Source organism: Nocardia cyriacigeorgica (assembly GCF_010858045.1).
GTDB classification, from domain to species: Bacteria; Actinomycetota; Actinomycetes; order Mycobacteriales; family Mycobacteriaceae; genus Nocardia; species Nocardia cyriacigeorgica_E.
Genome location: NZ_JAAGVC010000044.1, coordinates 1 through 22,599, shown reverse-complemented (window position 1 = coordinate 22,599; position 22,599 = coordinate 1). Strand labels below are relative to the sequence as shown.

The 22,599-nt window shown below is 69.3% G+C and carries 20 protein-coding genes and 1 pseudogene; 8 read left to right on the top strand and 13 right to left on the bottom strand.

The window, feature by feature from the left end:
- Window positions 1–5: 5 nt before the first annotated feature.
- Window positions 6–926 carry a DUF5926 family protein gene (locus GV790_RS24915; RefSeq protein WP_163816673.1) on the top strand — a complete coding sequence of 307 codons (921 nt, stop codon included), beginning with the start codon at window positions 6–8 and terminating at the stop codon, window positions 924–926.
- Window positions 927–1,294: 368 nt separating this feature from the next.
- Here the strand turns inward: GV790_RS24915 and GV790_RS24910 are convergent, their stop codons facing one another.
- The 5 genes from GV790_RS24910 to GV790_RS24890 form a co-directional block, all read right to left on the bottom strand.
- The gene (locus GV790_RS24910) at window positions 1,295–1,843 is read right to left on the bottom strand and encodes a ferritin (RefSeq protein WP_014348392.1); all 549 of its coding nucleotides are present in this window, start codon (window positions 1,841–1,843) and stop codon (window positions 1,295–1,297) included.
- A 71-nt stretch (window positions 1,844–1,914) separates the two neighbouring features.
- Window positions 1,915–2,466, bottom strand: a complete 552-nt coding sequence (locus GV790_RS24905; RefSeq protein WP_163816670.1) for a ferritin — start codon at window positions 2,464–2,466, stop codon at window positions 1,915–1,917.
- 10 nt (window positions 2,467–2,476) lie between these two features.
- Window positions 2,477–3,640, bottom strand: a complete 1,164-nt coding sequence (locus GV790_RS24900) for an LCP family protein (RefSeq protein ID WP_163816668.1) — start codon at window positions 3,638–3,640, stop codon at window positions 2,477–2,479.
- A gap of 1,149 nt (window positions 3,641–4,789) precedes the next feature.
- Window positions 4,790–5,578: a CPBP family intramembrane glutamic endopeptidase gene (locus GV790_RS24895; protein WP_163816666.1), complete on the bottom strand. Its 789-nt coding sequence runs from the start codon at window positions 5,576–5,578 to the stop codon at window positions 4,790–4,792.
- A gap of 32 nt (window positions 5,579–5,610) precedes the next feature.
- Entirely contained in the window at window positions 5,611–6,369 is a 759-nt protein-coding gene (locus GV790_RS24890; RefSeq protein ID WP_163816664.1) for a DUF2470 domain-containing protein, read from the bottom strand.
- Window positions 6,370–6,483: 114 nt separating this feature from the next.
- Between GV790_RS24890 and GV790_RS24885 the strand changes: the two genes are divergently transcribed.
- The 3 genes from GV790_RS24885 (at window position 6,484) to GV790_RS24875 (ending at window position 8,530) form a co-directional block, all read left to right on the top strand.
- Complete coding sequence (locus GV790_RS24885; RefSeq protein ID WP_163816662.1) at window positions 6,484–6,891, top strand: hypothetical protein; 408 nt, start codon at window positions 6,484–6,486, stop codon at window positions 6,889–6,891.
- 68 nt (window positions 6,892–6,959) lie between these two features.
- Entirely contained in the window at window positions 6,960–7,874 is a 915-nt protein-coding gene (gene pheA, locus GV790_RS24880) for a prephenate dehydratase (protein WP_163816660.1), read from the top strand.
- Window positions 7,871–8,530, top strand: coding sequence for a histidine phosphatase family protein (locus GV790_RS24875; protein WP_163816658.1), 660 nt, complete (start codon window positions 7,871–7,873; stop codon window positions 8,528–8,530). Before pheA ends, GV790_RS24875 begins: the two co-directional genes overlap by 4 nt.
- A gap of 61 nt (window positions 8,531–8,591) precedes the next feature.
- Here the strand turns inward: GV790_RS24875 and GV790_RS24870 are convergent, their stop codons facing one another.
- From GV790_RS24870 to GV790_RS24845, 6 genes are all read right to left on the bottom strand, one after another.
- Window positions 8,592–9,422, bottom strand: a complete 831-nt coding sequence (locus GV790_RS24870) for an ESX secretion-associated protein EspG (protein ID WP_163816656.1) — start codon at window positions 9,420–9,422, stop codon at window positions 8,592–8,594.
- Entirely contained in the window at window positions 9,419–10,582 is a 1,164-nt protein-coding gene (locus tag GV790_RS24865; protein ID WP_163816654.1) for a PPE domain-containing protein, read from the bottom strand. The genes GV790_RS24870 and GV790_RS24865 overlap by 4 nt, the downstream gene beginning before the upstream one ends.
- A gap of 47 nt (window positions 10,583–10,629) precedes the next feature.
- Window positions 10,630–10,962 carry a PE family protein gene (locus GV790_RS24860; RefSeq protein ID WP_163816651.1) on the bottom strand — a complete coding sequence of 111 codons (333 nt, stop codon included), beginning with the start codon at window positions 10,960–10,962 and terminating at the stop codon, window positions 10,630–10,632.
- Between the two features lie 172 nt (window positions 10,963–11,134).
- A complete protein-coding gene (locus GV790_RS24855) occupies window positions 11,135–11,485 on the bottom strand; it encodes a metallopeptidase family protein (protein WP_163816649.1) in 351 nt (116 codons plus the stop codon).
- A 17-nt stretch (window positions 11,486–11,502) separates the two neighbouring features.
- Window positions 11,503–12,735 carry a septum formation family protein gene (locus GV790_RS24850; protein ID WP_175586001.1) on the bottom strand — a complete coding sequence of 411 codons (1,233 nt, stop codon included), beginning with the start codon at window positions 12,733–12,735 and terminating at the stop codon, window positions 11,503–11,505.
- 239 nt (window positions 12,736–12,974) lie between these two features.
- Window positions 12,975–14,681, bottom strand: a complete 1,707-nt coding sequence (locus GV790_RS24845) for an aldehyde dehydrogenase family protein (RefSeq protein WP_163816647.1) — start codon at window positions 14,679–14,681, stop codon at window positions 12,975–12,977.
- Window positions 14,682–14,818: 137 nt separating this feature from the next.
- Between GV790_RS24845 and serS the strand changes: the two genes are divergently transcribed.
- From serS to GV790_RS24825, 4 genes are all read left to right on the top strand, one after another.
- Window positions 14,819–16,081 carry a serine--tRNA ligase gene (gene serS, locus GV790_RS24840; RefSeq protein WP_163816645.1) on the top strand — a complete coding sequence of 421 codons (1,263 nt, stop codon included), beginning with the start codon at window positions 14,819–14,821 and terminating at the stop codon, window positions 16,079–16,081.
- A gap of 176 nt (window positions 16,082–16,257) precedes the next feature.
- Window positions 16,258–18,009 (top strand): putative bifunctional diguanylate cyclase/phosphodiesterase, encoded by a 1,752-nt coding sequence (locus GV790_RS24835; RefSeq protein WP_256673514.1) that lies wholly within the window; start codon window positions 16,258–16,260, stop codon window positions 18,007–18,009.
- Window positions 18,010–18,113: 104 nt separating this feature from the next.
- Window positions 18,114–19,490 (top strand): MFS transporter, encoded by a 1,377-nt coding sequence (locus tag GV790_RS24830; protein ID WP_163816640.1) that lies wholly within the window; start codon window positions 18,114–18,116, stop codon window positions 19,488–19,490.
- 67 nt (window positions 19,491–19,557) lie between these two features.
- Window positions 19,558–20,529: a DMT family transporter gene (locus tag GV790_RS24825; RefSeq protein WP_163816638.1), complete on the top strand. Its 972-nt coding sequence runs from the start codon at window positions 19,558–19,560 to the stop codon at window positions 20,527–20,529.
- A 96-nt stretch (window positions 20,530–20,625) separates the two neighbouring features.
- Here the strand turns inward: GV790_RS24825 and GV790_RS24820 are convergent, their stop codons facing one another.
- The gene (locus GV790_RS24820; RefSeq protein WP_163816636.1) at window positions 20,626–22,164 is read right to left on the bottom strand and encodes a Rieske 2Fe-2S domain-containing protein; all 1,539 of its coding nucleotides are present in this window, start codon (window positions 22,162–22,164) and stop codon (window positions 20,626–20,628) included.
- Between the two features lie 61 nt (window positions 22,165–22,225).
- Window positions 22,226–22,599 (bottom strand): annotated as a pseudogene (locus GV790_RS24815) (hypothetical protein); the annotation flags it as partial.

Below are 22,599 nucleotides of genomic sequence, written 5' to 3'. Positions count from 1 at the left end.
CAGCCGTGGGTAAGAGCAAGCGCAACAGTCCGAAGCCCGGCGGGAACCGGGCGCAGCGTCTCGCCGAGCGGCGAGCCGCGCTGGAACAGGCCGCCAACGCCGTCACGCGCCCGTTCGAGGGTTTGGCCGCCGAATGCGATCTCGTCGCGTTGCGCGAGTTCGTGCCCTCGGCGACCGCGACTCTGAAGCTATCGCCGGGCGCCGCGGCCGAACGTTCGGTCATCCTCGCGACGGTGCTGCCCGGTGCGGTCGCCGCGCTGGTGCGCGCGGGTGACGAGCCGACCGGCTATGTCGGGGTGCAGGTGCAGGCCGAGGGGGAGAACCCGGCCGCCGATCTCGCCGCGGCGATCTTGTGGACCCAGTCGGCGGAACCGGGTGAGTCGCTGCCCGCCGCCGCGAGCGTCGAAGGTGGGCCCACCCTGGCCGACGTCATCGACCCGGGCGCCGCGCTCGAGTTGACAGTGCATCAAGATTTCGACTGGTGGGTGCCCGAAGGCGTGGAGCCCGATCCGCAGGTGGCCGCGACCATCGAGCAGGCCAAGCAGGCGATCATGCCCTCGGATCGGCTGGATCTCGGTGCCGACGCGATCGGCGCGGCCTGGTGGGTCGACGCGGGTGAGAAGGCGCATCTGCGCTGGGTGCGCCCGGAGCCGGAAGACGATCTGATGCTGGCGCTGGCCCGGTTGCACGCCTCGGGTGGTCTGCATCTGGGTGAGGGTTCGCGGTTCGCGGGCTCGTTCCGTACCCACGGGCTGCTGGTGCCGGTGTTCGATCTGGATCCCGAGCGGCACGCGGCCGAATGGGCCGCGCCCGCAGTCGAGTTCGGTGCGCGGTTGGCGCAGGCGCTGGCCTCGGACGCGCCGATGTCGGCCGAGGAGCGGCGGTCGCGCGACGGCCTGCGTTCGCGACAGGTCACCCTGCGTTGACGCGTCGGCGTCGTTCGCGCTGAGTCGGCGCGCGAAAACAGTGAGACGGCTTCGGTGTCCGGCCTCGGGCCGGCCCGGAGCCGTCGCTGTTCGGGGGTGGCGAAATTCCACCGTAGTAATTTTGTGAAAAACGCTCCTTTCTAATCTTGGCTCCGTTACGTTCTCTGCATCACCGAAAGATGGTGTAGGTGAGGGAAACCTCACCGGCCGATGAGGAAAGTAGGGAAATCATGGACGCCATTCTCGAGCTTCTGACCACGCTTCTCAGCAGCCTGAGCGCCAGCGCGGGCTGAGTAGTGCGGAATTCGGCAGGCCGAGCACGCCGCAACGTGCTCGGCCTGCCGATCGCTCGATAGCGCGGTGGCGTATTACACCGAACCGCCGGCGGCCGACGGGGCACCCGAAGTGTTGCTCGGGCCGCTCATTTCGCGGGCGATGAATTCCTCCAGATCGAACAGGTTCGACCCGGCGCGATCGGCGATGGTGAGGAGAGTGTTCATATTGGCCACCTCCTCGACCTGTTCCTTCAGGAACCACTGCATGAACTGCTCGCCGAGGTAATCGCCCTCTTCGCGAGCGGTGCTGGCCAGCTGGATGATCTGGTCGGTGACCGCCTTCTCCTGGGCCAGTGCCAATGCGATGGGTTCGCGGGCATTCTCGAAATGCGATTTAGCAGCGTCGACTCCACCGAGTTCGATGCTGATATCGCGGTCGAGGAAGTACTGCACGATCATCATCGCGTGGTTACGTTCTTCGACGGCCTGGGCGTAGAAGCGCTTTGCCAGCTGCGGCAGGTCGGCGTTGTCGAACCAAACCGCAATCGCGATGTATTGATGCTCGGCATTGAATTCATGCCGGATCTGATCGTGGAGCAGGCTGTGGAATTTGCTGCGTGGAGTTTCCGGATGGCTGGACATGACACAGACGTTATCGCTGGTCAGCGTCCTTGTCATCCAAGTCGACCCTTATTGAGGATAGTGTTTCCTAATTAGTTGCGTACTGTCCCAGCCATTTTGGGGGCGGAGTTGCCCGCCGGTGCGACGGTGGTCGGCAGTTCACGCGCGGCGAATTCCTCCACGTCGAACAGGTTGCCCGCGGCGCGCTCGAGCACCGTCAGCAGCGTCGTCATGGCGGACACCTCGTCGAGTTGCTGCTCCAGGAACCACTGCATGAACTGCTCGCCGAGGTAGTCGTTCGAAGCGCGCGCGGCCTTGGCGCACTCGACCGTCTGATCGGTCAGCCTCTGCTCCCGGGCGTGCAGGAAAGCGATTGCGGCGTGCGGTGATTCGAAGGTCGGGCGCACCTCGTCCAGGCCGCCGACGGTGACCTCCAGATCGCGGTCGAGCAGATGCTGCACCATGCGCAGCGCATGGCCGCGATGCTCGTCGGAACGGCCGTAACAATGTCGGGCCAACTGGGGCAGCCGGTTCGCCTCGAAGTACACCGCGGCGGCCAGATATTGCTGGCCCGCGGTGAACCCGTGACGGATCTGATCGCGCAGCAGGGCCGGGAACGACCGGCCGGCGTCGAGGTCGGACATGTGCTCGACGTTACTCGCCGCGCAGATCCTCCGGAACGGGTTGCCCGGTCGCCAGCGCCTCGAAGAACCGGCTCGCGTTGGCCTTGTCCCACAGCACCACATTGCCGCTGGAGGTATCGCCGAATCCGCCGATCGGTACCGTCGTCGCCAGCGTGTCGCCGCGCAGCGCCCAGCCCAGCCGCGCCAGATCCCAGATGTGATCGCCGTTGTCGACGGTCAGCGAGCGCGCGGTGTCGCGGGCCATCGGCCACAGCTTGAACGGATTGGCCAACGTGCTCGGGCTGGTGGCCTGTTCGAGCAAGGCGGACAGGAACAGTCGCTGATTGTTCATCCGGTCGATATCGGCGAGCGCGGTGGCGCGGGTGCGCACGAAACCCAGCGCCTGCGGCCCGTCGAGGGTCTGGCAGCCCGCGGCCAGATTGATGCCGGCCAGCGGGTCGTCGATGGGTTGCGGCACGCACACATCGATCCCGCCGAGCGCGTCGACCACTCCGGCGAATCCGGCGAACCCGATCTGCGCGTAGTGGTCGATGTGCAGCCCCGTGGCGATCTCCACCGACTGCACGAGCAGTTGCGGACCGCCGAATGCGAAGGAGGCGTTGAGCTTGTCCTGGCCGTAGCCCGGGATGCTGACGTAGGAATCGCGCGGCAGGCTCACCAATGTGGTGCGGCCCGAGGGCGGCACATGCACCAGGATGATCGTGTCGGTGCGCTCCGGACCCACCTCGCCACCGGTGGCCAGGCCCTGCTCCTGATCGGCGGTGAGCCCGGACCGGCTGTCGGACCCGACGAGCAGCCAGTTGGTGCCGGGCGTGTCGCCCACCCGGTCGGAGTAATCGGCGAGCGCGTCGATCCGGTGCAGGGTGCGGTCGAGCTGAATGACCGCGGTGACGATCAGCAGCATGAACACCACCAGCATGACCAGGAACCACCGGAAGAGATGCCGTTTGCGCTTGGGCCGCGGCGGGCGTGGCGCCCGGCCGCCACCGCGTGGCGGTCGGCTCGGCGGGGGTGGGGGCACATCGCGGCGTCTGCGCGGGGGTTCGTCCTCGCGGAACGGGACGGGTTGCTGCGTCGGCGCATGGGTGCCCGCGCGGTGCTGTTCGGCGGGCGCCTCGGGCACCTGCGACCAGGCCAGCGGTGCCGCTTCCGCTCGGCCGTCACGGTGCAGCACCTGTGTCGGCTCGATATGGCGTGGCGGTCCGCTCGGTCCGTCTTTCCGCAGCCCGGGGGCTCCCTCGGGACGGCGCATCACCGGCTCGGCGGGCTGCCGGGCGTCCGGGTGCCGCGCCGGTCCGCCGCGATACGCGCCGCCTGGTCGGTCCGCGTCGTAACGACGGGTTGCCTCGGGATCGGGGTGGGCTCCCGGGCGATTGCCGTGCGGGCCCGCAGCGCCGGGGTTGCGCGGGGCACCTCGTCGAGCGTCCTGCCCGGCACCGAGTCGATCGGAGCCAGGGCGATCGGGGTGCGGGATGCCCGGGCGGTCGGGTTGCTGCCGCCCGGCTCCTGAACGGCCGGGGTGTGCGGCGCCTGGGCGCTCGGGTTCGGGTCGTCCGGATACGGGGCGGTCGGATGACGGGATTGCGCCGGGCCCGCCGACCGGATGGCCGCCGCGTTCGCCCGCCCCGCGTGAGCCCCGGTCGGGCCGCTGCCACCCGCCCCGCTCTCCGGGTGTTTGCGGCCTGCCGGGTTCGGGGGATGGCCCACGCATCCCCGGTTCGGCCGGACGCGCGCCAGGCCGACCGGGCGCCTGCGGCGGGACCCGGCGCCTCCGTGGGTCGTCGCCGTTCATCATGTCGAACTCTACTTACCCACTCCGCCCCCGTTTGTTACCCGACGCCACGCCGGTACGCCCGCGCCCGATCCGGCAGGCCGGCGCGGACACTGCCCCGCCACCGTCCTCCGACCTCGACCGGACCCGGCGATCCACCGCCATCGCTGTTCACGCCCGGCCAGCCGACCTGCTCAGGCGCTGATACGGGCGGCCGGGTCGACCATGGCGTTGGCGATTGCCGGCCCAGCGGCTGAGTGCCGTGCGTGGTTACCGCTCATGCTGTCTTCCGGTCTTGACCGGCTCGACGCGGTTACGGCGCCTCTCTGGGCCTGGCCCGGCGCGAGTCGAACCCAGTGCGGAGCTGGTCCAGCGCGATCAGCCGGTATCGCGGTTCACGGCAGCCGGCCGATTGCTCGCGGGGCGATATGGCGGGCAGATCGATTGTGGTGTGCACGATCGCCGGCGGCCAGAGTCGGAGTGCCTTGCGTCGTTACCGCTACTGCGGTCTTCGGATCTCGACCGGCTTCGCGCGGTTCGTCGGTCGACTGCTCACGGCAGCCAGACGACCCGGTCGCGGAGCACGGTGTAGCCGATATAGGCGACCGCGTCGATCAACGCGTGTGCGATGACCAGTGGCCAGAGGCGGCCGGTGCGCTGCCAGTAGCGGCCGAAGATCAGGCCCATGACGATATTGCCGAGTCCGCCGCCGAGGCCCTGGTAGAGGTGGTAGCTGCCGCGCAGCAGCGCCGAGGCGAGCAGGGAACGGTTGTCCGACCAACCCAGTGCACGCAGCCGGGTGATCAAGTAGGCAACGACAATGATCTCTTCGGCGGCGGAGTTGGCGCAGGCCGACAGAATCAGGGCGGGCAGCCGCCACCAGTGCTCGTCGAGGGCGCTGGGCACGATCGTCACGCTGACGCCCGCCGCGTGCGCGATCAGGTACAGCGCGAGCCCCGGCAGCCCGATCACGGCCGCGAGCACGAGTCCGTGCAGCCAGTCCGGGCGCCAGCGCGCCCGAGCGAGGCCGATGGCGCGCGGGCCGATACCGCTGCGCCAGAGCAGGTAGAGCCCGAGCCCGGCCCACGCCGTCAATCGCAGCACGCCGAGCAGCTGGAACAGCAGGTCGATGGTCGACTGCGCCGAGCGCGAGGCATTGAGCGCGACGGTCTGCTCATCCACACCGCCCGGTGCGAGCGCGCTCTCCACCAGCGACAGGGCGGCATTGAGGCCGCTCAGTCCGAAGGTGACGCCGAGCACCACCAGGATCTCGAGCCGAATACCCGCCCGTTCCCGATCGGTCGGCTCACCGGTTTCCGCCCGGCCGAGGTCATCGCGCATGCAGCCGAATCTATTGCCCCCGGGCGCGGGAATCAGATCCGGCGCAGTCCGTTCAGGAAGGGGCAGCCTGCCAGCAACCGCACTGCGCGGCTCAGCGATTCGACGTCGTCGGCGGGCGAGGCGAAGGGCAGGCGGACGTCGTGGTCGCCGTCCTCGCCTTCTACCCGCAGGGTGAGTCCGTATCGGTCGATAGCGAGCGGATGCACAGTGCCGCGCTGCAGGCGGGGCGGCAGATGCCGGGCCAGTTGCGCGATGACGTCGGCGTGGTCGGCCTCCATATGTTGCAGCCAGGCCGATTCCATCGAGCAGAACGGGTCGGGCCTGGCCAGCCGCAGATCCTCGACGCACACCGATTCCGCGCCGGTGGCATCGGCGACCACGGCCGAGTTGATCACCAGACGCAACAGGGTGGCGGTGTGGCCGACGTCGAGCAGGCCCGGATCGGGGTTCTCCTTCGCGACCTCGGTGGCCAGCGCCCGCTGCGCCTGCGTCGGCACGGCCCGCACCCAGCCGCGCAACCACACCAGCGCGCGTACCGGTTCCCGCAGCGGTAGTGGGGCGTGGTCGGTGAGTTCCAGGACGGCCGGCGCGCCCGCGGCACCGGAGGCGGCGGCATGCGCGGCGGCGCTGTCGCGGGGCACGGCGATCACGGCGTCGCCGCATTCGCGCAGATGATGCACCGAGGTGGGGATCGGATCGGTGCCGGGCAGAGCCAGCACCGAATACTCGGCATGCGCACATGCGCTGCGCACCCGCTCGGCGGTCGTCGGTGCGCTGATCGTCTCCGGCATAGAAACCTCCACTGGGTGAACGTGCCCCACTTCACAGATGCGCAATTAGGTTAACCTAACCTAAGCGAAGGTGGGGATGCGCGCAACATCTGGCCGCTGGGTAAGTTGAAGTCCATGAGCAGCGAGCCGGTTCTGGTCGCATTGACGGCACCCGCGCGGCGACATCTGGCCGACGGCCTTGTCGTCCCGCCCGCCACGGCGCCGCCGGGCCGGATCATCGCAGCGGATCTCGACGTTGCCGAGATCGCCGACATCCTCGCCGAAGCCGCCCACTCCGACACCGGTCTGGTCGCACGGACCGACGATCCGCAGCGCGCGCTCGCCCTCGTCGCCGGCACCGCCGCCGCGCTGTGCGGTGAGGACATCCGCACCGCCCTGACCACTCCCGATGTCGGCTTCCTCACCGGCCTGAAGCCACAGGCGGTCGAGGCCGTGCGCGGGGTACTGCTGGCCATCGAGACGCGGCATCCGCGGGAACTGGCTCAGGCGCTCACCGAGCTGCTGGCTCCGGTCGCCGACTGATAGCCCAGCCGTTCCCGGCCTCGGGAAGTCGGCCGAGCGCGTGGGCTCGCGCAAGTAATCTCGTAGGCGTGCCGCGAATAGCGTATTTCGGGCCCTCCGGAACCTTCACCGAGATGGCCCTCGCCGAACTCGAAACCTCGGGGGCCTTCGACGGGCCGGTCGAGCGGATCGCCGCGCCCAGTCAGGGCGCCGCCCTCGATTTGATCCGCTCGGGTGACGTCGACGGCGCCGTGGTGCCGATCGAGAGTTCGGTGGAGGGCTCGATTCCGGCCACCCTGGATTCGCTGGCCGTCGGCCCGCGGCTGCAGATCATCGCCGAGACCGAACTCGAGGTGAGCTTCGCGATCCTGGCCCGCCCGGGCACCCGGCTCGACGACGTGACGTCGGTGGCCGCGTACCCGGTGGCCGCGGCGCAGGTGCGGCTGTGGCTGGAACGTCATCTGCCCGGAGCCACCGGTTATGTGTCGGCCTCGAACGCCGCTGCCGCCGAGGATGTGCTGGCCGGGCGCGCCGATGCCGCGGTGTCCACCACTCTGGCCGGGCAACGCCTCGGCCTGGTGCCGCTGGCCGAGGGCGTCGCCGATCACGAGGACGCGATCACCCGGTTCGTGCTCGTCACCAAGCCGCGGGTGGCACCGCAGGCCACCGGCGCCGACCGCACGTCGATCGTGCTCGAACTGCCGAACGAACCGGGCGCGCTGATGCGCGCCTTCGGTGAATTCTCCACTCGCGGTATCGATTTGACCCGAATCGAATCACGGCCCACCCGCACCGGGATGGGCACGTACCGGTTCTATCTGGATTGCGTCGGCCATATCGACGACGCCGCGGTCGCCGAAGCGCTCAAGGCGCTGCACCGCACGGCGCGTATCCGTTTCCTCGGCTCCTGGCCCGCCACCTCGGCCACCGGGACGCCGCCGCCGTCGGATGAGGAAGCCGCGCAGTGGCTGACCCGATTACGAAAGGGGGTTGCCGACCTGTGACAGGCAAACTGATTCTGGTGCGGCACGGTGAGACCGAAGGCAATGTCGCACGGATGCTCGATACCAGTCTGCCCGGGCTGCCACTCACCGAACGCGGTGCGGCGCAGGCGAAGACCTTCGCATCGCGGCTGACGGTGCCGCCTCGGCTGCTGCTGTCCTCGCAGGCCTTGCGGGCCAGGCAGACCGCCGGCTACATCGAAGCCGCGAGCGGCATCTCGGCCGGAGTGCTCGACGGCGTGCACGAGGTGCAGGTCGGCGATCTGGAGGGGGAGAGCAGCCAGCAGGCGCACGAGCTGTTCCTCCGGGTGTACCGGTCCTGGCACGAGGGCGAGTTGACGCAGCGGCTGCCCGGTGGCGAATCGGGTCAGGACGTGCTCGACCGTTTCCTGCCCGCGATCACCGAATTGCGTGACGGATACCTACTCGACGACGCCGGCGATGTGCTGCTGGTGAACCACGGCGCCGCCATGCGCCTCGTCGCGCGGACGCTGACCGGCGTGGCGCCGCCGTTCACCATCGACAACCATCTCGACAACACCGAGACCATCGAGTTGGCGCCGCGTCCCGACGGCAGCTGGGAATGCGTGCGCTGGGGCCGGTTCACCCCGCCGTTCGGGCGCGTGCCGGCATTGGGGTCCGACGACCCGATGGGGTGAGCTGCGCCCGGCCACGCTGGTGACCGGGCGCGACGCTCGATGATTCAGGACCGTGGTCGGATCACACCACCGCTGGACTGTCCGGGAACTCTTCGCGTTCCGGCAGCGAGTTGATCAGATCTTGCAGCGCTATCCGCAGTCGGGCGTTGGTGCCGCTGCTGAACGAGGTCCACTTCACGCCGTCATCGGAGACGCTCGCCGTCGCGATGAAACGGCCCGCGCGCGTGTTGAATACGGCGATATGGTTGTCGGCGATCTCGCGGGTGCCGTCGCCGTAGACGACGCCGACGATCTCGGCATGCGAATCCAGATGCACCAGGGCCGAGGCGAGGGTCTGCGCGTCCCGTGGTGGGTTGCCGACCTTGCCGAGGCGGTTGGCGGTGGCCGTCGCGTCGCCGAGGTCGTTGAAGATCGGCTCCAATTGCTCTGTCGGGGCGTTCATTCCGGTGAGTTCGAGCGCCTCGGCGGGCCCGAGCGCGGCGAGCACCGGACCGGGTAGATCTTCGTCGGCCTCGTCGATCACATACGACTCGGGTCCGCGCAGGGCGACCGTCACCAGATCGTCGCCCTTGGCCAGACACATCCGGCTCACCTGACCGGAGACGACCAGCCGCAACGCGATGGCCCAGTGCGGGCGGTTGAGCGCGCGCAGCCGGTCGGCGAGATCCGGTTGAACCACTTCACCGTCGAGCAGATCCCGTTCGGCGAGCGACTGGGCGGCCGCGGCCATCGCCGCATCGTGCGCGGTCTCGTTGTCGTAGCGCCCGATCGCGTTCAACACGACCGGGACCTCGTCGATCTGCAAATGTTCCAGCAGGAACTGCATTTCGTCGAGCGAGAGCGTGACCGCGCCGAGCGTCGCCGGACCGCGACCGGCACCGAGTACCGTCACTTGGCCGTCCCGGCGGGATCGGCACCGATGACGCCGTCGGCGGCGAGGCGGCCGTCGGAGAAGTGATCCGCCCGCAGGTAATCCGCGCCGTTGTGCTCGGACTCGTCGTCCTCGCTGTTGGCCGCACCGCGACCGAGCAGCGGGCTGGCGGGCCCGGTGGAGGCGGGACGGATCGGCGCGCCCTCGGTGCGCGCCACGGCGACCTCGGTGACCGGAGCGGCCGCACCCGCACCACCGCTGACCGGCGGTGCGCCCCAGCCCTCGGGCACCTTGAACGCGCTGCCCGCGCCGACCGACGCGCCCATCCCGGCGGCGCGGGTGGAGGCACCGGCCGCGGCCGCGGCGCCACCGGCGGCCATGCCGACCGGAGCCATCGACGCCACCCCTGGCGCGCCCGAGCTGGTGGCGGCGGCGATCGCGTTGGCGCCGAGATTGCCGACGGTGCTCACACCGCTGGTGGCGACCGAACCGGCCACGTTCGCGACCTGGGTGACCGCGCTGCTGATGGCCGGGTTGTTCACCACCGCGCCCGCGGCGGCGAGCGCGGTCTGCACCGGGTCGCCATTGCCGCTCTGGAAGGCCTGATCGGCGTTGGAGGCGGCTTCGGCGGAGCCGGCGCCGTTGGCGATCGGCGGCGGGTTGATGAACTCACCGGGCGTGATCACGGTGGCGGTGGTGGCGGCCTCGTAGGTCTCCATCACCAGCGCGGCGCGAATGTCCATGGCGTGCTTGGCGACTTCGGCCGCCTCGAACGCGCCCGAGAGCGCACCGGCCGGGTTGGCAGAGGCGACGACCGCGGTATTGACCGCGACGATCTCCGGCAGGCTCGGCATCGCCAGCGAGGCGACGGTGTAGGCGGTGGCGTTGGCGGCGGCCTTGCTTCCCATCGTCGCGGCCATCACGCCCTGCTGGCCCGCCCATGCGGTGAACCCGCCGAGCCGGGCCAGTGCGCCGATGCCGTTGACGCTCTGCAGGCCGAGGCCCAGTTCGGCCATCACCCGGGTGACGGTGGCGGTGGCGTCGACCCAGGCGCCCGTCAGCGTCCCCCATGCGGTGGCGGCGGCCGAGATCGGGACGGCGTGCGCGCCCGCGTTCAGCGTGACGGAGTTGAATTCGGCCATGCGGGGCAGCCAGAACACCCCGGTGATTCCTGCGGTCATGCTTGTTTCTCCCCTTGTGTGAAGCTCGGAGCCGGATCGGCGGTCGGCTAGGCGACGATCGAGTTGAACGGTGCGCCGGTCAGCGTGACGATTCCGGCGGACATGGCGTCTTCGGCCATGTACTGCGCGAGCTGAGTGCGCAGGATCGCGGCGGCGTGATGCAGTTCGAGAATCCCCTGCGCGACGGCCCGATCATGGGTGATGGCCGCGTGATTGAAGTGGTTCGCGGCCAACAGCGACACCTCGTCGGCGCCCGAGGGGAGGACATGCGTTGCCGGTCCGGTCACCGCGGCCACCCCGGCCAGACGGTCGGCGAGCAGATCCAGTTCGACAGCTGCGGCGAGGATGAGTTCGGGTGTGACGTGCACGTTGCCAATCATGTCTCGACTCCTTCTAGTGGTAGCTGTTCGGCGGAACCACGAGAATTCCCCCTACGAGTACATTGGACGCGACGTCACCACGATCGGTTCCATCGAATCCAGAGTTTCCTTCCGGTCTTGCCGGCCGGACGCGAACCCCCATCCACAGGTTCGCATACAGCTCGGGCTAAGACTAGCCCCATCCCAGCTGATGGAGCCGTTCTTCGTCAATCCCGAAATAGTGTGCTATCTCATGGATCACGGTGATCGCCACCTCCTCGACCACCTCTTCTTCGTCGCCGCATATCTCCAGCAGGGCGTCTCGATAGATGGTGACGGTGTCCGGGAGTGCGCCGCCGTAATGACTGTCGCGCTCGGTCAACGCGATTCCGTGATAGAGCCCGAGCAGATGTGGATCCTCCGGATTGCGTGCCTCGATCAGCACTACGACATTGTCGATGGCCCGGGCGAGTTCGGGCGGAATGAGATCGAGCGCGTCGGCGACCAGCTCCTCGAAGCGGTCCTCGGACATCGAGACCGGCATGTACGTCGTCGCCCTGCCTAGCGCGGCTGCGGCGGCAGCGGTGCGGCGCCCGGCAGCGGCGGCGGGGTGTAGCGGCCGTCGCTCGGCGGCGGCACCGGGGCCTGGCCGTTGATCAGGATCTCGCCCTTCGCCGATCCGGTGATGGGCGCGAATCCTTCACGGTCGGCGCCCTTACCGACCATGCAGTCGAGTTTGCGGCTGCCGGCGAGCCAGCTGCGCGCGTCGATGTAGTCGAAGAACAGCGTCAACGTCTTGTTGCGCAGGACGTCCGGGCCGCCGAGGTATTCGGTGGACAGCCGCGCGCATTCGCCTTCGACGAACTTGTCCTGCTCTTCCTTCGGCGGCGGCGGACCCTGGAAGCGGCCGCCGAGATCGACGGTCGCCACGATCTCCACCGCGTGCGGCTGGGTGCAATCGACCGGATCGGTGGGCAGGTTCTGGTTGATGCCGAGGCACACGCCAGGGGCGAACACCTTGGACTGGTCGTTGTCGAGCACGCTGCCGGTGGTCGGCAGCGGCGCCGAGGCCGCACCGGTCAGGCCCGCGGCCTGAAGTCCGCAGCGCAGCTTGCGATCTCCGGTCTTGGCCCAGCCTTCGGGGCTCGGATACATCAGGCCGACGACGAAACGCCCGCGCGGGTCGAACTTCCCGCCGAGGTACTGCTGCGCCGCGGTGACGCAGTGCTCCTCTTTGAGTTCGGTGAATCGCAGCGAATCGGGGAAACGCGAACCGGGGCCGAATTCCTTGCCCGGGTACTTGCTCAGGTCGATATCGGCGGTGACCTCGAACAGATGCTTGTCCGCGCAGTCGACCTCGACCAGGTCGGAGCGATCCGGCGCGGTCCAGCTGAGGCAATCGCCGCGGGTGGCGGTGCCGAAGGTCTTCTCGGCGCCAGCGGGCGCGGCCACGGCCGGGTTGTGCGCTTCCAAGCCGGAATCGTTCTCGAAACCGGTGACGAACAGCGTCACCATGGCCGCGGTCACCGCGCCGACGGCGACCGCGAGCAGCCCCCAGCGCAATTTCGGCGCCGACAGCCGCAGCTTGCCTCCCGAATCGGCGTCGGCATCGGGCGCCGGAGCCGCCGCCGTCGACCGGCGCCCCTGCCGCGGTTTCGACCGGCCGAACGCCGCGCCGCGCGGGCTCCGGCCGGCCGAGCCGCGGTCGGGGCGGCCGACGGCGGGCCGCGACGGATCACCGTCCCGAGCGGACTCGGGCACCGGCGGGGGCGTGTGCGCGTCATCGGAGGTCATCGCGATCCATCATGGCACGTCCGCGTCAGGGGCCGGAGGCGGAAGCTTGCGTAACCACGCAGGCCCCCGCGGGCGTGCCGAATGGATACAGCACGTCCGCGTCGGGGGCCGGAGGCGGAAGCTTGCGTAACCACGCAGGCCCCCGCGGGCGTGCCGAGTGGATACAGCACGTCCGCGTCAGGGGCCGGAGGCGGAAGCTTGCGTAACCACGCAGGCCTCCGCTCGCAGGCCCCCGCGGCTCACCCCCGCAGGGCGGACGCGAACAATCCCGGCAGCCGCGCCGGGTTCTTGCCCGCGTAGAACTCGGTGAGCTTGCGCCCGGTCGAGGCCGCGGTGGCATTGTCGACGAACCAGGGCGGCTTGGGGGAGAGCGCCCATTCCCGGTGCAGCACCGAGCGTGGCGCCGGGCGGAACGGGCCGCGCACGACGGTTCGTTCCACGTCGTCGAGCAGCAGCGCGTTGTGCACGATGCCGATGCCGCTCTGCACGTCGTCGAGGGTGTGGCCGGGGTAGGCGCCCCACGAGGCGCGCGGGGTGAGGAAGGCCAGTCCGGTCCAGGCGTTGATCGCGACGGTGCCGTAGCGCAGCCGCTCGACCGCCCGCTCGAACGCGAGGCCGAGCCGTTTGATCGTCACCGGATGTGCGATGAGATTCGCCCCGAGCGTGCCGGTGAGCTCGTCGTTGGCGAAGTCCACCGCCCGTTGCAGGAACTCACCGCCCGCTCCGGGTAGCTCGACCACGCCGAGCACGGGCGCGAAGTATTCGGTGCGCAGCAGTGCGGTATCGGCGGTGGGCAGTTGTTCCACCAGCACTCGCCCGGAGCCGGGCCCGAGCCGCCGGGCGTCCGGGTAGGCGGCCAGTGCGTCCGCGACCCGTGTGTCGCTGCCCGGGTAGTAGGCCGGACGCTGCGGTGCCTGGGTCATCGCCTCGCGCAGCGCGCCGAGAAACTGCTGCTTCTGCGGCCAGTCCGCGCTCAGCACCACCGTCTGCGCGGCGACACAGTTGTAGCCGCCGTTGTGCAGTCGCTGGGTGGCCACATGCGCGGCCTGATAGCGCAGATCGGCCTCGGACCATTCCCCCGGCACCACGACGGTCGGCGAGACACCGCCGAGTTCGCTGGTGATCGGCTTGTCCAGCAGTGGACGACGATCGTGGCGGCGTTCGATCGCGTCCGGTCCGGTGCCCCACACGATCGCGTCGTGGGTGATGGCGCTGCCGGTCATGTGCACGTGTGCGACCCCTGGATGCCGCACCAGGTACCCGCCCGCTTCGGCACCGCCGGTGAGAATGCGCAGCACACCGAGTTCGATGAGCGGGGCGAAGATCATCTCGAACACCGTGAACAGCGGATCGGTGATCGGGTTCAATTTCAGCGCGACGACCCGGTTGTTCGCGTACAGCTCGTACAGGGTGTCCAGCGGCGCGATCGACATGATGTTGCCCGCGCCGAGCACCACTCCGACCCCGCCGGTCGCGGCGGGTTCCCGCTGGGCGAGCCCGGCCTTGCGGCGCGCGGTCGCGGCGTCGACACCGGGACGCAGCCACACTTCCCCGGAGAACCCGCTGAGCAGCAGCTTGTCGTAGGTGCCGGACGGCAGGACGGGCACCGCGAGCCGGCCACCAGGGGCCGGGCGCAGGTCGATGCCGTCGAGCGGGCTGCGGCCGGCCTCGAGTGCGCTCAGTGTTTCCGCGAGGGCGGTGGTGGCTTGCAGCAGGGTCAGCGGGCCGGACATCCACTCCTCGCCGAGCAGCGGGGACTGCGGGTCGAGCTGCTTGATGGTGCAGGCGGCGCGGACCCAGTCGGCGGCGAAGCGCGCGGTCCTGGTGTGGATCTGTTCGAGGAGTTCGCGGCGGCGGCGCAGCGGAGTACCCGCCCACACCTTCTCGCCCGCGGCCAGCTCGGCCAGCGCGTTGTCGATTGCGGTGTCGTCGAAAGTGGTGGCCACAGCACAACTATGCGCCTGCGCGCCGGTTTCGGCCGGACGAATACGGATCCGCCCCCCCGCCCGGTGCCGCGCTGCCCGCCGCCACCAACCGATATCCGATTACCCAGCACACGCCCCGCCAACTAGGCTGGTCAGCCATGATCGACCTCCGATTCCTGCGCGAACATCCCGACGTTGTCCGTGCCTCGCAGCGGGCGCGCGGTGAGGATCCCGCGCTGGTGGACGCGCTGCTAGAGGCCGATGCGGCGCGCCGGGCCGCGGTCGCCACCGCCGACAATCTGCGCGCCGAGCACAAGGCGATGGGCAAGAAGATCGGCAAGGCGAGCAAGGAGGAGCGCCCGGCGCTGCTGGCCGAGGCATCCGAGATGTCGGCCAAGGTCAAGGAGGCCGAGGCGGCCCAGCACGCCGCCGACGCCGATCTGGACGCCGCGCAGCGTGCCATCTCGAATGTGGTGCAGGAGGGCGCGCCCGCGGGCGGCGAGGACGATTACGTCCTGCTCGACACCATCGGCACCCCGCCCGAATTCGACTTCACCCCGAAGGACCATCTGGAGCTGGGTGAATCGCTCGGCCTGATCGATATGGAACGCGGCGCGAAGGTTTCCGGCGCCCGGTTCTACTTCCTCACCGGTTACGGCGCGCTGCTGCAACTGGGCCTGCTGCAGCTGGCCGCCCAGCGCGCGGTCGCCAACGGTTTCACGATGATGATCCCACCGGTGCTGGTGCGCCCGGAGATCATGGCAGGCACCGGTTTCCTCGGTCAGCATTCGGCCGAGGTGTATCACCTGGCCGACGACGACCTGTACCTGGTCGGCACCTCGGAAGTGCCGCTGGCCGGCTACCACTCCGACGAGATCCTCGATCTGAGCGGCGGCGCCAAGCGGTACGCGGGCTGGTCGTCGTGCTTCCGCCGGGAAGCGGGCAGCTACGGCAAGGACACCCGTGGCATCATCCGGGTGCACCAGTTCGACAAGGTCGAGATGTTCGTCTACTGCAAGCCCGAGGACGCCGACGCCGAGCATCAGCGGCTGCTGGCCTGGGAACGCGAGATGCTGGCCGCCATCGAGGTGCCCTACCGCATCATCGACGTCGCCGCGGGCGATCTGGGCAGCTCGGCCGCGCGCAAGTTCGATTGCGAGGCATGGGTGCCGAGCCAGCAGACCTACCGTGAGCTCACCTCGACCTCGAACTGCACCACGTTCCAGGCCCGCAGGCTCTCGGTGCGCTACCGCGACGAGAACGGCAAACCGCAGATCGCCGCCACCCTGAACGGCACCCTGGCCACCACCCGGTGGATCGTGGCGCTGCTGGAGAACCACCAGCAGGCCGATGGGTCGGTGCGGGTGCCGCAGGCGCTGGTGCCGTTCGTCGGCACCGATGTGTTGACGGCGCCGAAGTAGCGCGCCGTGTACGGCCCGATACGCCTGGGCGAGGATGGGTGCGATGTCCGATTCGGGTGATGTGGCAACCGGGGGGTTCGGTGTTGTCTAGGCTGTCGTTCGTGCGAGGAATCGGGTCTCGCGGCGATACCCGAACCCGGGTGCGGGCCGCGTCTGCGTTGGCGACGGCCATGGTCATGTCCAGGACCACCGGGGCCTTCTACGTGATGGGTGGCGCGCTCGGGCTGGTGATCACCGCCGTCGCGCCCGGCGATGAGGGCAACCGGCCGCTGGTCGGCAGCGCCGCCGCGGTGGCGTTGCTGCTCGGCATCAGCCTGCTCGGCTGGGGTCCGCGGCTGCCGCACAGCATCCATCACGGCTACGTCGCCATCGCGACGATCCTGGTCACCATCGCCGTCTACGCCTTCCCGAACACGGTGGGTGCGATCACGCTGGCCTCGTTCTATGTGTTCGTCGCCTGCGATGCCGCGTTGTTCTTCGTCTGGCCGCTGGCCATGGCGCATATCGCGCTGGCCATGGCGTTGTGTCTGTGGGTGCTGCCCACCCGTGAGGGTCTGCCGTGGTGGTCGGGGCTGATCCCGGCGGGGGTGACCTTCGGGGTCGGCGTCGTCGTCGGGATCCTCACCCGGATGGCGTCCGAGGCCGATATCGACGTACTCACCGGGCTGCTGAATCGGCGCGGTTTCGACCGGGCGCTCAACACCGCCATCGAGAACGCCACCCGCTCCGAGGAGGGGCTCGCGCTGGTGCTGGTCGATCTCGACCGGTTCCAGAAGGTCAACGATCACCTCGGGCACCGCGCCGGTGACGCCGTGCTGCAACGGGTCGCCGATACCTGGTCCAAGCTGCTCGCCCCGGAACAGCGGCTGGCCCGCTACGGCGGCGACGTCTTCGCACTGCTGCTGCCCGGCACCACCGAACAGGCCGCGATCCTGCTGACCGAACAGTTGCGCGCCGCCGTCACCACCGGCTGCTCGGCCGGTGTGACGTCCTGGCAGCCGGGCGAATCCGGGTCGCTGCTGGTCAGCCGCGCCGATGTCGGTCTGTACCGGGCCAAGCAGGCGGGCCGCAACCGGACCGTGCTGGAATCGTCGCGGCAGCTGCCGCTGGCGGTGGAGCTGCGCGAGGCCATCGACCGCGGGGCGCTGGACGTGCACTACCAGCCGATCGTCAGCCTCAGTGAGGGCGGCGGCAAGGCCGTCGGGGTGGAGGCGCTGCTGCGCTGGTCGTCGAGCGCGCAGCCGGACGTCACCACCGAGGGCCTGATCCGCGTGGCCGAGGAATACGACCTCATCTCCGACCTGGACGAGCTGGTGCTGCGCCGGGCCTGCGCCGACGCCGCGCGGCTGCAGGAAACCTTCGCCCAGCTCGATCTCACCCTCAACGTCAATGTCAGCGGGCTGGAGCTGGCCGAATCCGGCTACGCCGACCGGGTCACCGGGATCTTGGAGAGCACCGGCTGGCCCGCCGATCAGCTGGTGCTCGAGGTGACCGAAAGTGAGCTGGCCGCCGAATCGCAGACCGCCATCGCGAACCTGCACACCCTGCGCGACCGTGGCGTCCGCATCGCCATCGACGATTTCGGCACCGGCTACTCCTCGCTGAGCAGGCTGGCCACCCTGCCGAGCGACATCATCAAGGTCGACCAGTCGTTCGTGGCCGCGATCCGCTCCGATTCGCCCGCCCCGCCACTGCTCGGCGTGATCGCGGCGCTGAGCAAATCGCTGGACCTGCAGGTCATCGCGGAGGGTGTGGAAACCGAGTATCAGGCGGCCGTGCTCACCGAGCTGGGTTTCGCGCTGGCACAGGGGTACCACTACAGCGATTCGCATCCGGTCGCCGAACTCATCAGCGATCTGAACCAGAACCAGGGCCGGATCGGTCCCGGTGCCGACGCCGATCGCAACGGCTGGGTTCCGCTCGGCTGAAATTTCCCTTGACCGGCATCGTCGGCTGCGGCGATGCTTGGCACATGCGTTTACTCGTCTATGGCTGTTGATTCGGCCCTGGCAGGCCTGCCGAACCGATCGGCATGCGTGCGCTCACCGTACGGGCGGTGCTGTTCACCGGTCTCGGTGATTTCTTCCCGCTCTATGCCGTCTATGCCCTGCTGTTCGCCGACCACGGCCTGAACGCCGGGCAGATCTCCTCGCTGTTCGCGCTCTGGTCCGCGACGGCGTTCCTGCTGGAAGTGCCTTCGGGCGCGTGGGCCGACACGGTGTCCCGGCGCGGACTTCTGGTGCTGAGCGGGCTACTGCTCACCCTCGGCTTCACGCTGTGGACGCTGCTGCCGAGCTACTTCGGCTTCGCCGCCGGTTTCGTGGTGTGGGGCGCATCGGGCGCGCTGCGGTCGGGGACATTCGAGGCGCTGCTCTACGACGAACTCAGCCTGCGCGGTGAACCCTCGGCGTTCCCGCGGATCCTCGGCTACACCAGGGCGGGCACCGAAATCGCGGTGCTGATCGCCATCCTTGCCGCGACCCCGCTGTACCTGATCGGCGGTTATCCGCTGATCGGCTGGGTGAGCGTGGTGATGGCGGCCGCGCACACCGTCGTCGCGTTGAGCCTGCCCGGTGCGCCCAAAGCGGTGTCGACCGCCGACGTGGATGAGGTCGAAGAGGATCCGACCGGCGCATCGACCGCCCGCGCGGCGGGGGCAGCCGCCGACCGGACCGCTGTCGCTCCGGAACTCACCGCGTTGCCGAGCGCGGCTGCCGGACCACCGGAGGCGCCGGGTCCATCCCCGCGCCCGACATCATCCGACGGCCCGATCACGCGGTACCTGACGATGTTGCGCTCCGGGCTCGCCGAGGCGACGCGGATCACGACCGTCCGCAACGGTGTGGTGCTCGGCGCGCTGCTCTACGGCATCACCGCCTTCGACGAGTATTTCGCCTTGGTGGCCGGGGAGGCCGGCGTCGCGACGGCCGTGGTCCCGGTACTGGTGGCGATCACCGTGGTCGGCTCGCTGATCGGTTCGGTGACGGCGGGACGCACCGAGACCATGCGGGCCCGCACGATGGGAATCGCCATTGCCGCCGCGGGCGCGCTGTTCATCGCCGGTGCCGTCGTCGTCGGGCTGGCGGCGCGCTGGCCTGCGGCGTTGTACGTGCTCGCGGGGTCGGGCTTCGTGGCGCTCGGGGTGTCTTATGGCGTCATCTACAACACGAGCGTGGTCGCGGCCGCCCGCCTGCAGGACGCCATCGAAGGTCCGGCCCGCGCGACGGTGACCTCGGTGTCCGGCCTGCTGTCGGAGGTGGTCTCGCTCGCGGCCTTCGGTTTCGTCGCGCTGGCGACGGTGTGGTTGTCGATGTCGGCGACCGTCGCGTTGCTCGGCATCGGTGTGCTCATGATCGCCGCGGTGACACCGGCCTGGCTGCCGCGCCGGCCCCGGCCGTCGAGCAGCTGAATGGACCCCGGCCGATGATGGGTGGCGGCTGCACGGCAGCGCTGCGTCACGGGGATAGGGTGGCGCGGTGGTGCAGCGACGGCTCGGACTCGGACTCGGGATGTCCATCGGGGCCGGGGTCGCGGTGCAGGCCAGGATCAATGGCGCGCTGGGGGAGCGGCTGCACGATGGAATCGCCGCCGCGGTGGTCAGTTTCGGCACCGGATTGCTAGTGCTGGCCGTGGCTTTCGCGTGCTCGCGGACGTTGCGTGACGGCCTCGGCAAGGTGCGCCGGGCGGTGGCGGCGGGGCAGCTGCGGCGCTGGCAGTTGCTCGGCGGGTTGTGCGGTGCGGCGTTCGTGGCCAGTCAGGGGCTCACCATCACCGCGCTCGGTGTCACCGCGTTCACCGTGGCCGTGGTGGCCGGGCAGCTGCTGAGCAGCCTGGTGGTGGATCGGCTGGGGCTGGCGCCGAACGGGCACACCCCGGTGACACTGCGCCGCATCGGTGCCGCCGCGCTGGGGGTTTTCGCGGTGGCCCTGGCCGGGGTCGGTAGCTCGGAGGTCAGCGGGGCGCTGTCGGCGCCCACCGCCATCGCCGAGGTCCCGCCGGCGGTGCTCATCCTCGTTCCCGCCCTCGCGGGTATCGGCCTGGCCTGGCAGCAGGCGGTGAACGGACGTGTCGGCGCGGTCGGCGGCCCGTTCCCGGCCACCGGCATCAACTTCGCTGTCGGCCTACTCGGCTTGCTGGCCGTCGAAGCCGTGGTGGTCGCAGGTGCAGGCCTACCAAGCGAATTCCCCACCGACCCATGGCTTTACCTCGGCGGCGTCATCGGCGTGGTCTTCATCGCCCTCGCCGTCCTGGTCGTGCGCTGGATCGGCGTCCTACTCCTCGGCCTCACCTCGGTCGCGGGCCAACTCCTCGCCTCGGTGGCCCTCGACGTCATGATCCCCACCGGGGCGGGGCTATCGATCACCGCCCTGATCGGCTGCGCTCTCACCTTGATCGCGGTGGTCGTGGCGACAGGCCGGCCGGGTTCGTCGTCCGAACAGCACAGCTGAAGATACGGCGAGGTACGACTGGCGGGGCGTAGTCGTACGGCACAGCATCCACGCGCCGAGCCCGGCGTTTCCGTGCGGGCGTCGGGCTCGGCGAACTCAGACGAGCTTGCGGGAGCGCAGCTCATGCCCCTTCGAGGTCTTGCAGCGACCCGATTCCAGGTCCCACTGCCAGCCGTGCAGATTGCAGGTGAGGGTGTTGCCTTCGACCACGCCGAACTTGGACAGGTCCGCCTTGAGGTGCGGGCAGCGGCGTTGGACTTCCCAGCCGTCGAGTTCGGTGGAGGCGGAGTCGTCGTGCGCCTCGGCGAACCAGCCGTCGGCGTAGGCGATGCGCTCGTCGGTGAGGCATTTGAAGAAGGTGTAGAGGAACTCGTTGTAGCCGCCGATGCGCCAGGCCTGGAAGCGCGTGGACAGGAAGATGGTGTTCACCCAGTCCGGTTCGTTGTCGCGCAGCACGGTGCGTACCAGCTCCGGGGCGATGCGGAAGCCGTAGCGGTACTTGCCCTCACCCTCGATCGGACCGCGCACCAGGCGCTTCGGGAAGTCGAGCACCACGGTTTCCTCGCCGATCACCAGGCCGACGGGGTAGCCGATGCCGTCGCAGATCAGATCGCTCTGCGCCATGATCGGCTCGAACAGCGCCTTCAGCGGTTCCAGCAGCGGGCCCTCGCCGGTGGCCCACGTCGCCTTCTCGGCCGCGAGCACCGGCGCCATCCGCTCGGCCATCCGCTCGATGTAGGCGGCCTTGTCGTCGTAGATCTCGGCCGGGTCGAACGGATGGGTGAGTTCCAGCTCGGCGCCGCGCACATCGGCGACGGATCCGGGGATCATCAGCACGCCGCCGGCGTTGCCGTGGATCCGCATCTGCTCGAGAAACACCATCTGATCCGGGAAGATGTTGCCCTCGTCGCCGCGGTCGTCGTTGAGGTAGCGCAGTTCGTCGTCGAGGAAGACCGGCGGCCCGGCCGAGGGCACCACCCAGGTGGCGCCGACCTGTTCGATGTAGCTGCGGGCCCGGTCCATCCCGCGCTGACGCTTCTGTTTGCCGAAATTCGACTTGGTCCGGTTCGGGATGTCGTAGACCATCGGGTACCAGATCGCGCCCGAGTACTGCAGCAGATGGATGTCGACGTGCCCGAACGCCTCGTGCAGCACGTCCATATCCACCGGACGAGCGTCGTTCATGTTGAAACAGGTGGTCTCGCCGTCGGAGACGACCAGCCCCGAGTCGCCGATGGGCCCATCGGCGGGCGCACGCAAGGCGATGATCATGATGTCGAGCTCGCCACCGGGCCCGGTCACCGTGTGCTTGACCGAATCCTCGGTCTCGAAGAACTTGTGGAAGCCCAGCTTCTCCAGCTCACGGCGCAGATCCGGCACCGGGTAGTCCGGCAGCAGGACGGTGGCGTCCTTGTTGACGTGCTCGGCCAGGTTCTTCGCGTCGAAATGATCGCGGTGCAGATGCGAGACGTAGAGGAAATCGCAATTGCCCAGGGTGTCCCAGTCGAGCCGGGAGTTGTCCGGGAACGGGAACCAGGACCCGAAGTAGGCGGGGTTCACCCAGGGATCGCAGAGAATCGACCCGGCCGTCGTCTGGATATGGAAACCCGCATGTCCGACGCTGGTGATCTGCACGAGCTTGTTCCTCCTGAACCGCGGTGTTTCCGAACTGTCAGCCGGTCGTCCAGGGTAGTCGCTACGGCGAGACGTCCCCGATGCAGTAGCCGTCGGATCCCTCACGCAAGGTGAACGTCCGGGTCTGGGTCACACCCGAGGAGTTCGTCACCGGAACCTGAACCGCGACATATCCGGCACGCAGCGCCTGTGAGCTGATCTGCTGATCGGCGAAGGCGGTGGTGCCGGTGAGCCGCCCCGGATTGTTGGCCAGCGGCGCCGGGAGCGGACTGCCCGTGCCCTGCGGATCCCAGTTCGCCGGGTTCGCCGTGCAGATCAGCGGGTGGGTGCCCTCCTGGTCGGACGGGTCGAGTGGCTTGCCGATGAGCCGGGCCAGGTAGCGGCGCACCGTGTGGCGGGCGTCGGCATCGTCGTAGCCGGGTTCGGCGCCCGCGG

What these genes read in the sequence shown, in the direction of transcription:
- GV790_RS24910 (WP_014348392.1), bottom strand. Translation starts at nt 1,843, where the DNA reads ATGTCCAGCCATCCGGAAACTCCACGCAGCAAATTCCACAGCCTGCTC.
- GV790_RS24905 (WP_163816670.1), bottom strand. Translation starts at nt 2,466, where the DNA reads ATGTCCGACCTCGACGCCGGCCGGTCGTTCCCGGCCCTGCTGCGCGAT.
- GV790_RS24895 (WP_163816666.1), bottom strand. Translation starts at nt 5,578, where the DNA reads ATGCGCGATGACCTCGGCCGGGCGGAAACCGGTGAGCCGACCGATCGG.
- GV790_RS24890 (WP_163816664.1), bottom strand. Translation starts at nt 6,369, where the DNA reads ATGCCGGAGACGATCAGCGCACCGACGACCGCCGAGCGGGTGCGCAGC.
- GV790_RS24885 (WP_163816662.1), top strand. Translation starts at nt 6,484, where the DNA reads ATGAGCAGCGAGCCGGTTCTGGTCGCATTGACGGCACCCGCGCGGCGA.
- GV790_RS24865 (WP_163816654.1), bottom strand. Translation starts at nt 10,582, where the DNA reads ATGACCGCAGGAATCACCGGGGTGTTCTGGCTGCCCCGCATGGCCGAA.
- GV790_RS24860 (WP_163816651.1), bottom strand. Translation starts at nt 10,962, where the DNA reads ATGATTGGCAACGTGCACGTCACACCCGAACTCATCCTCGCCGCAGCT.
- GV790_RS24855 (WP_163816649.1), bottom strand. Translation starts at nt 11,485, where the DNA reads ATGCCGGTCTCGATGTCCGAGGACCGCTTCGAGGAGCTGGTCGCCGAC.
- GV790_RS24850 (WP_175586001.1), bottom strand. Translation starts at nt 12,735, where the DNA reads ATGACCTCCGATGACGCGCACACGCCCCCGCCGGTGCCCGAGTCCGCT.
- serS (WP_163816645.1), top strand. Translation starts at nt 14,819, where the DNA reads ATGATCGACCTCCGATTCCTGCGCGAACATCCCGACGTTGTCCGTGCC.
- GV790_RS24835 (WP_256673514.1), top strand. Translation starts at nt 16,258, where the DNA reads ATGTCCAGGACCACCGGGGCCTTCTACGTGATGGGTGGCGCGCTCGGG.
- GV790_RS24830 (WP_163816640.1), top strand. Translation starts at nt 18,114, where the DNA reads ATGCGTGCGCTCACCGTACGGGCGGTGCTGTTCACCGGTCTCGGTGAT.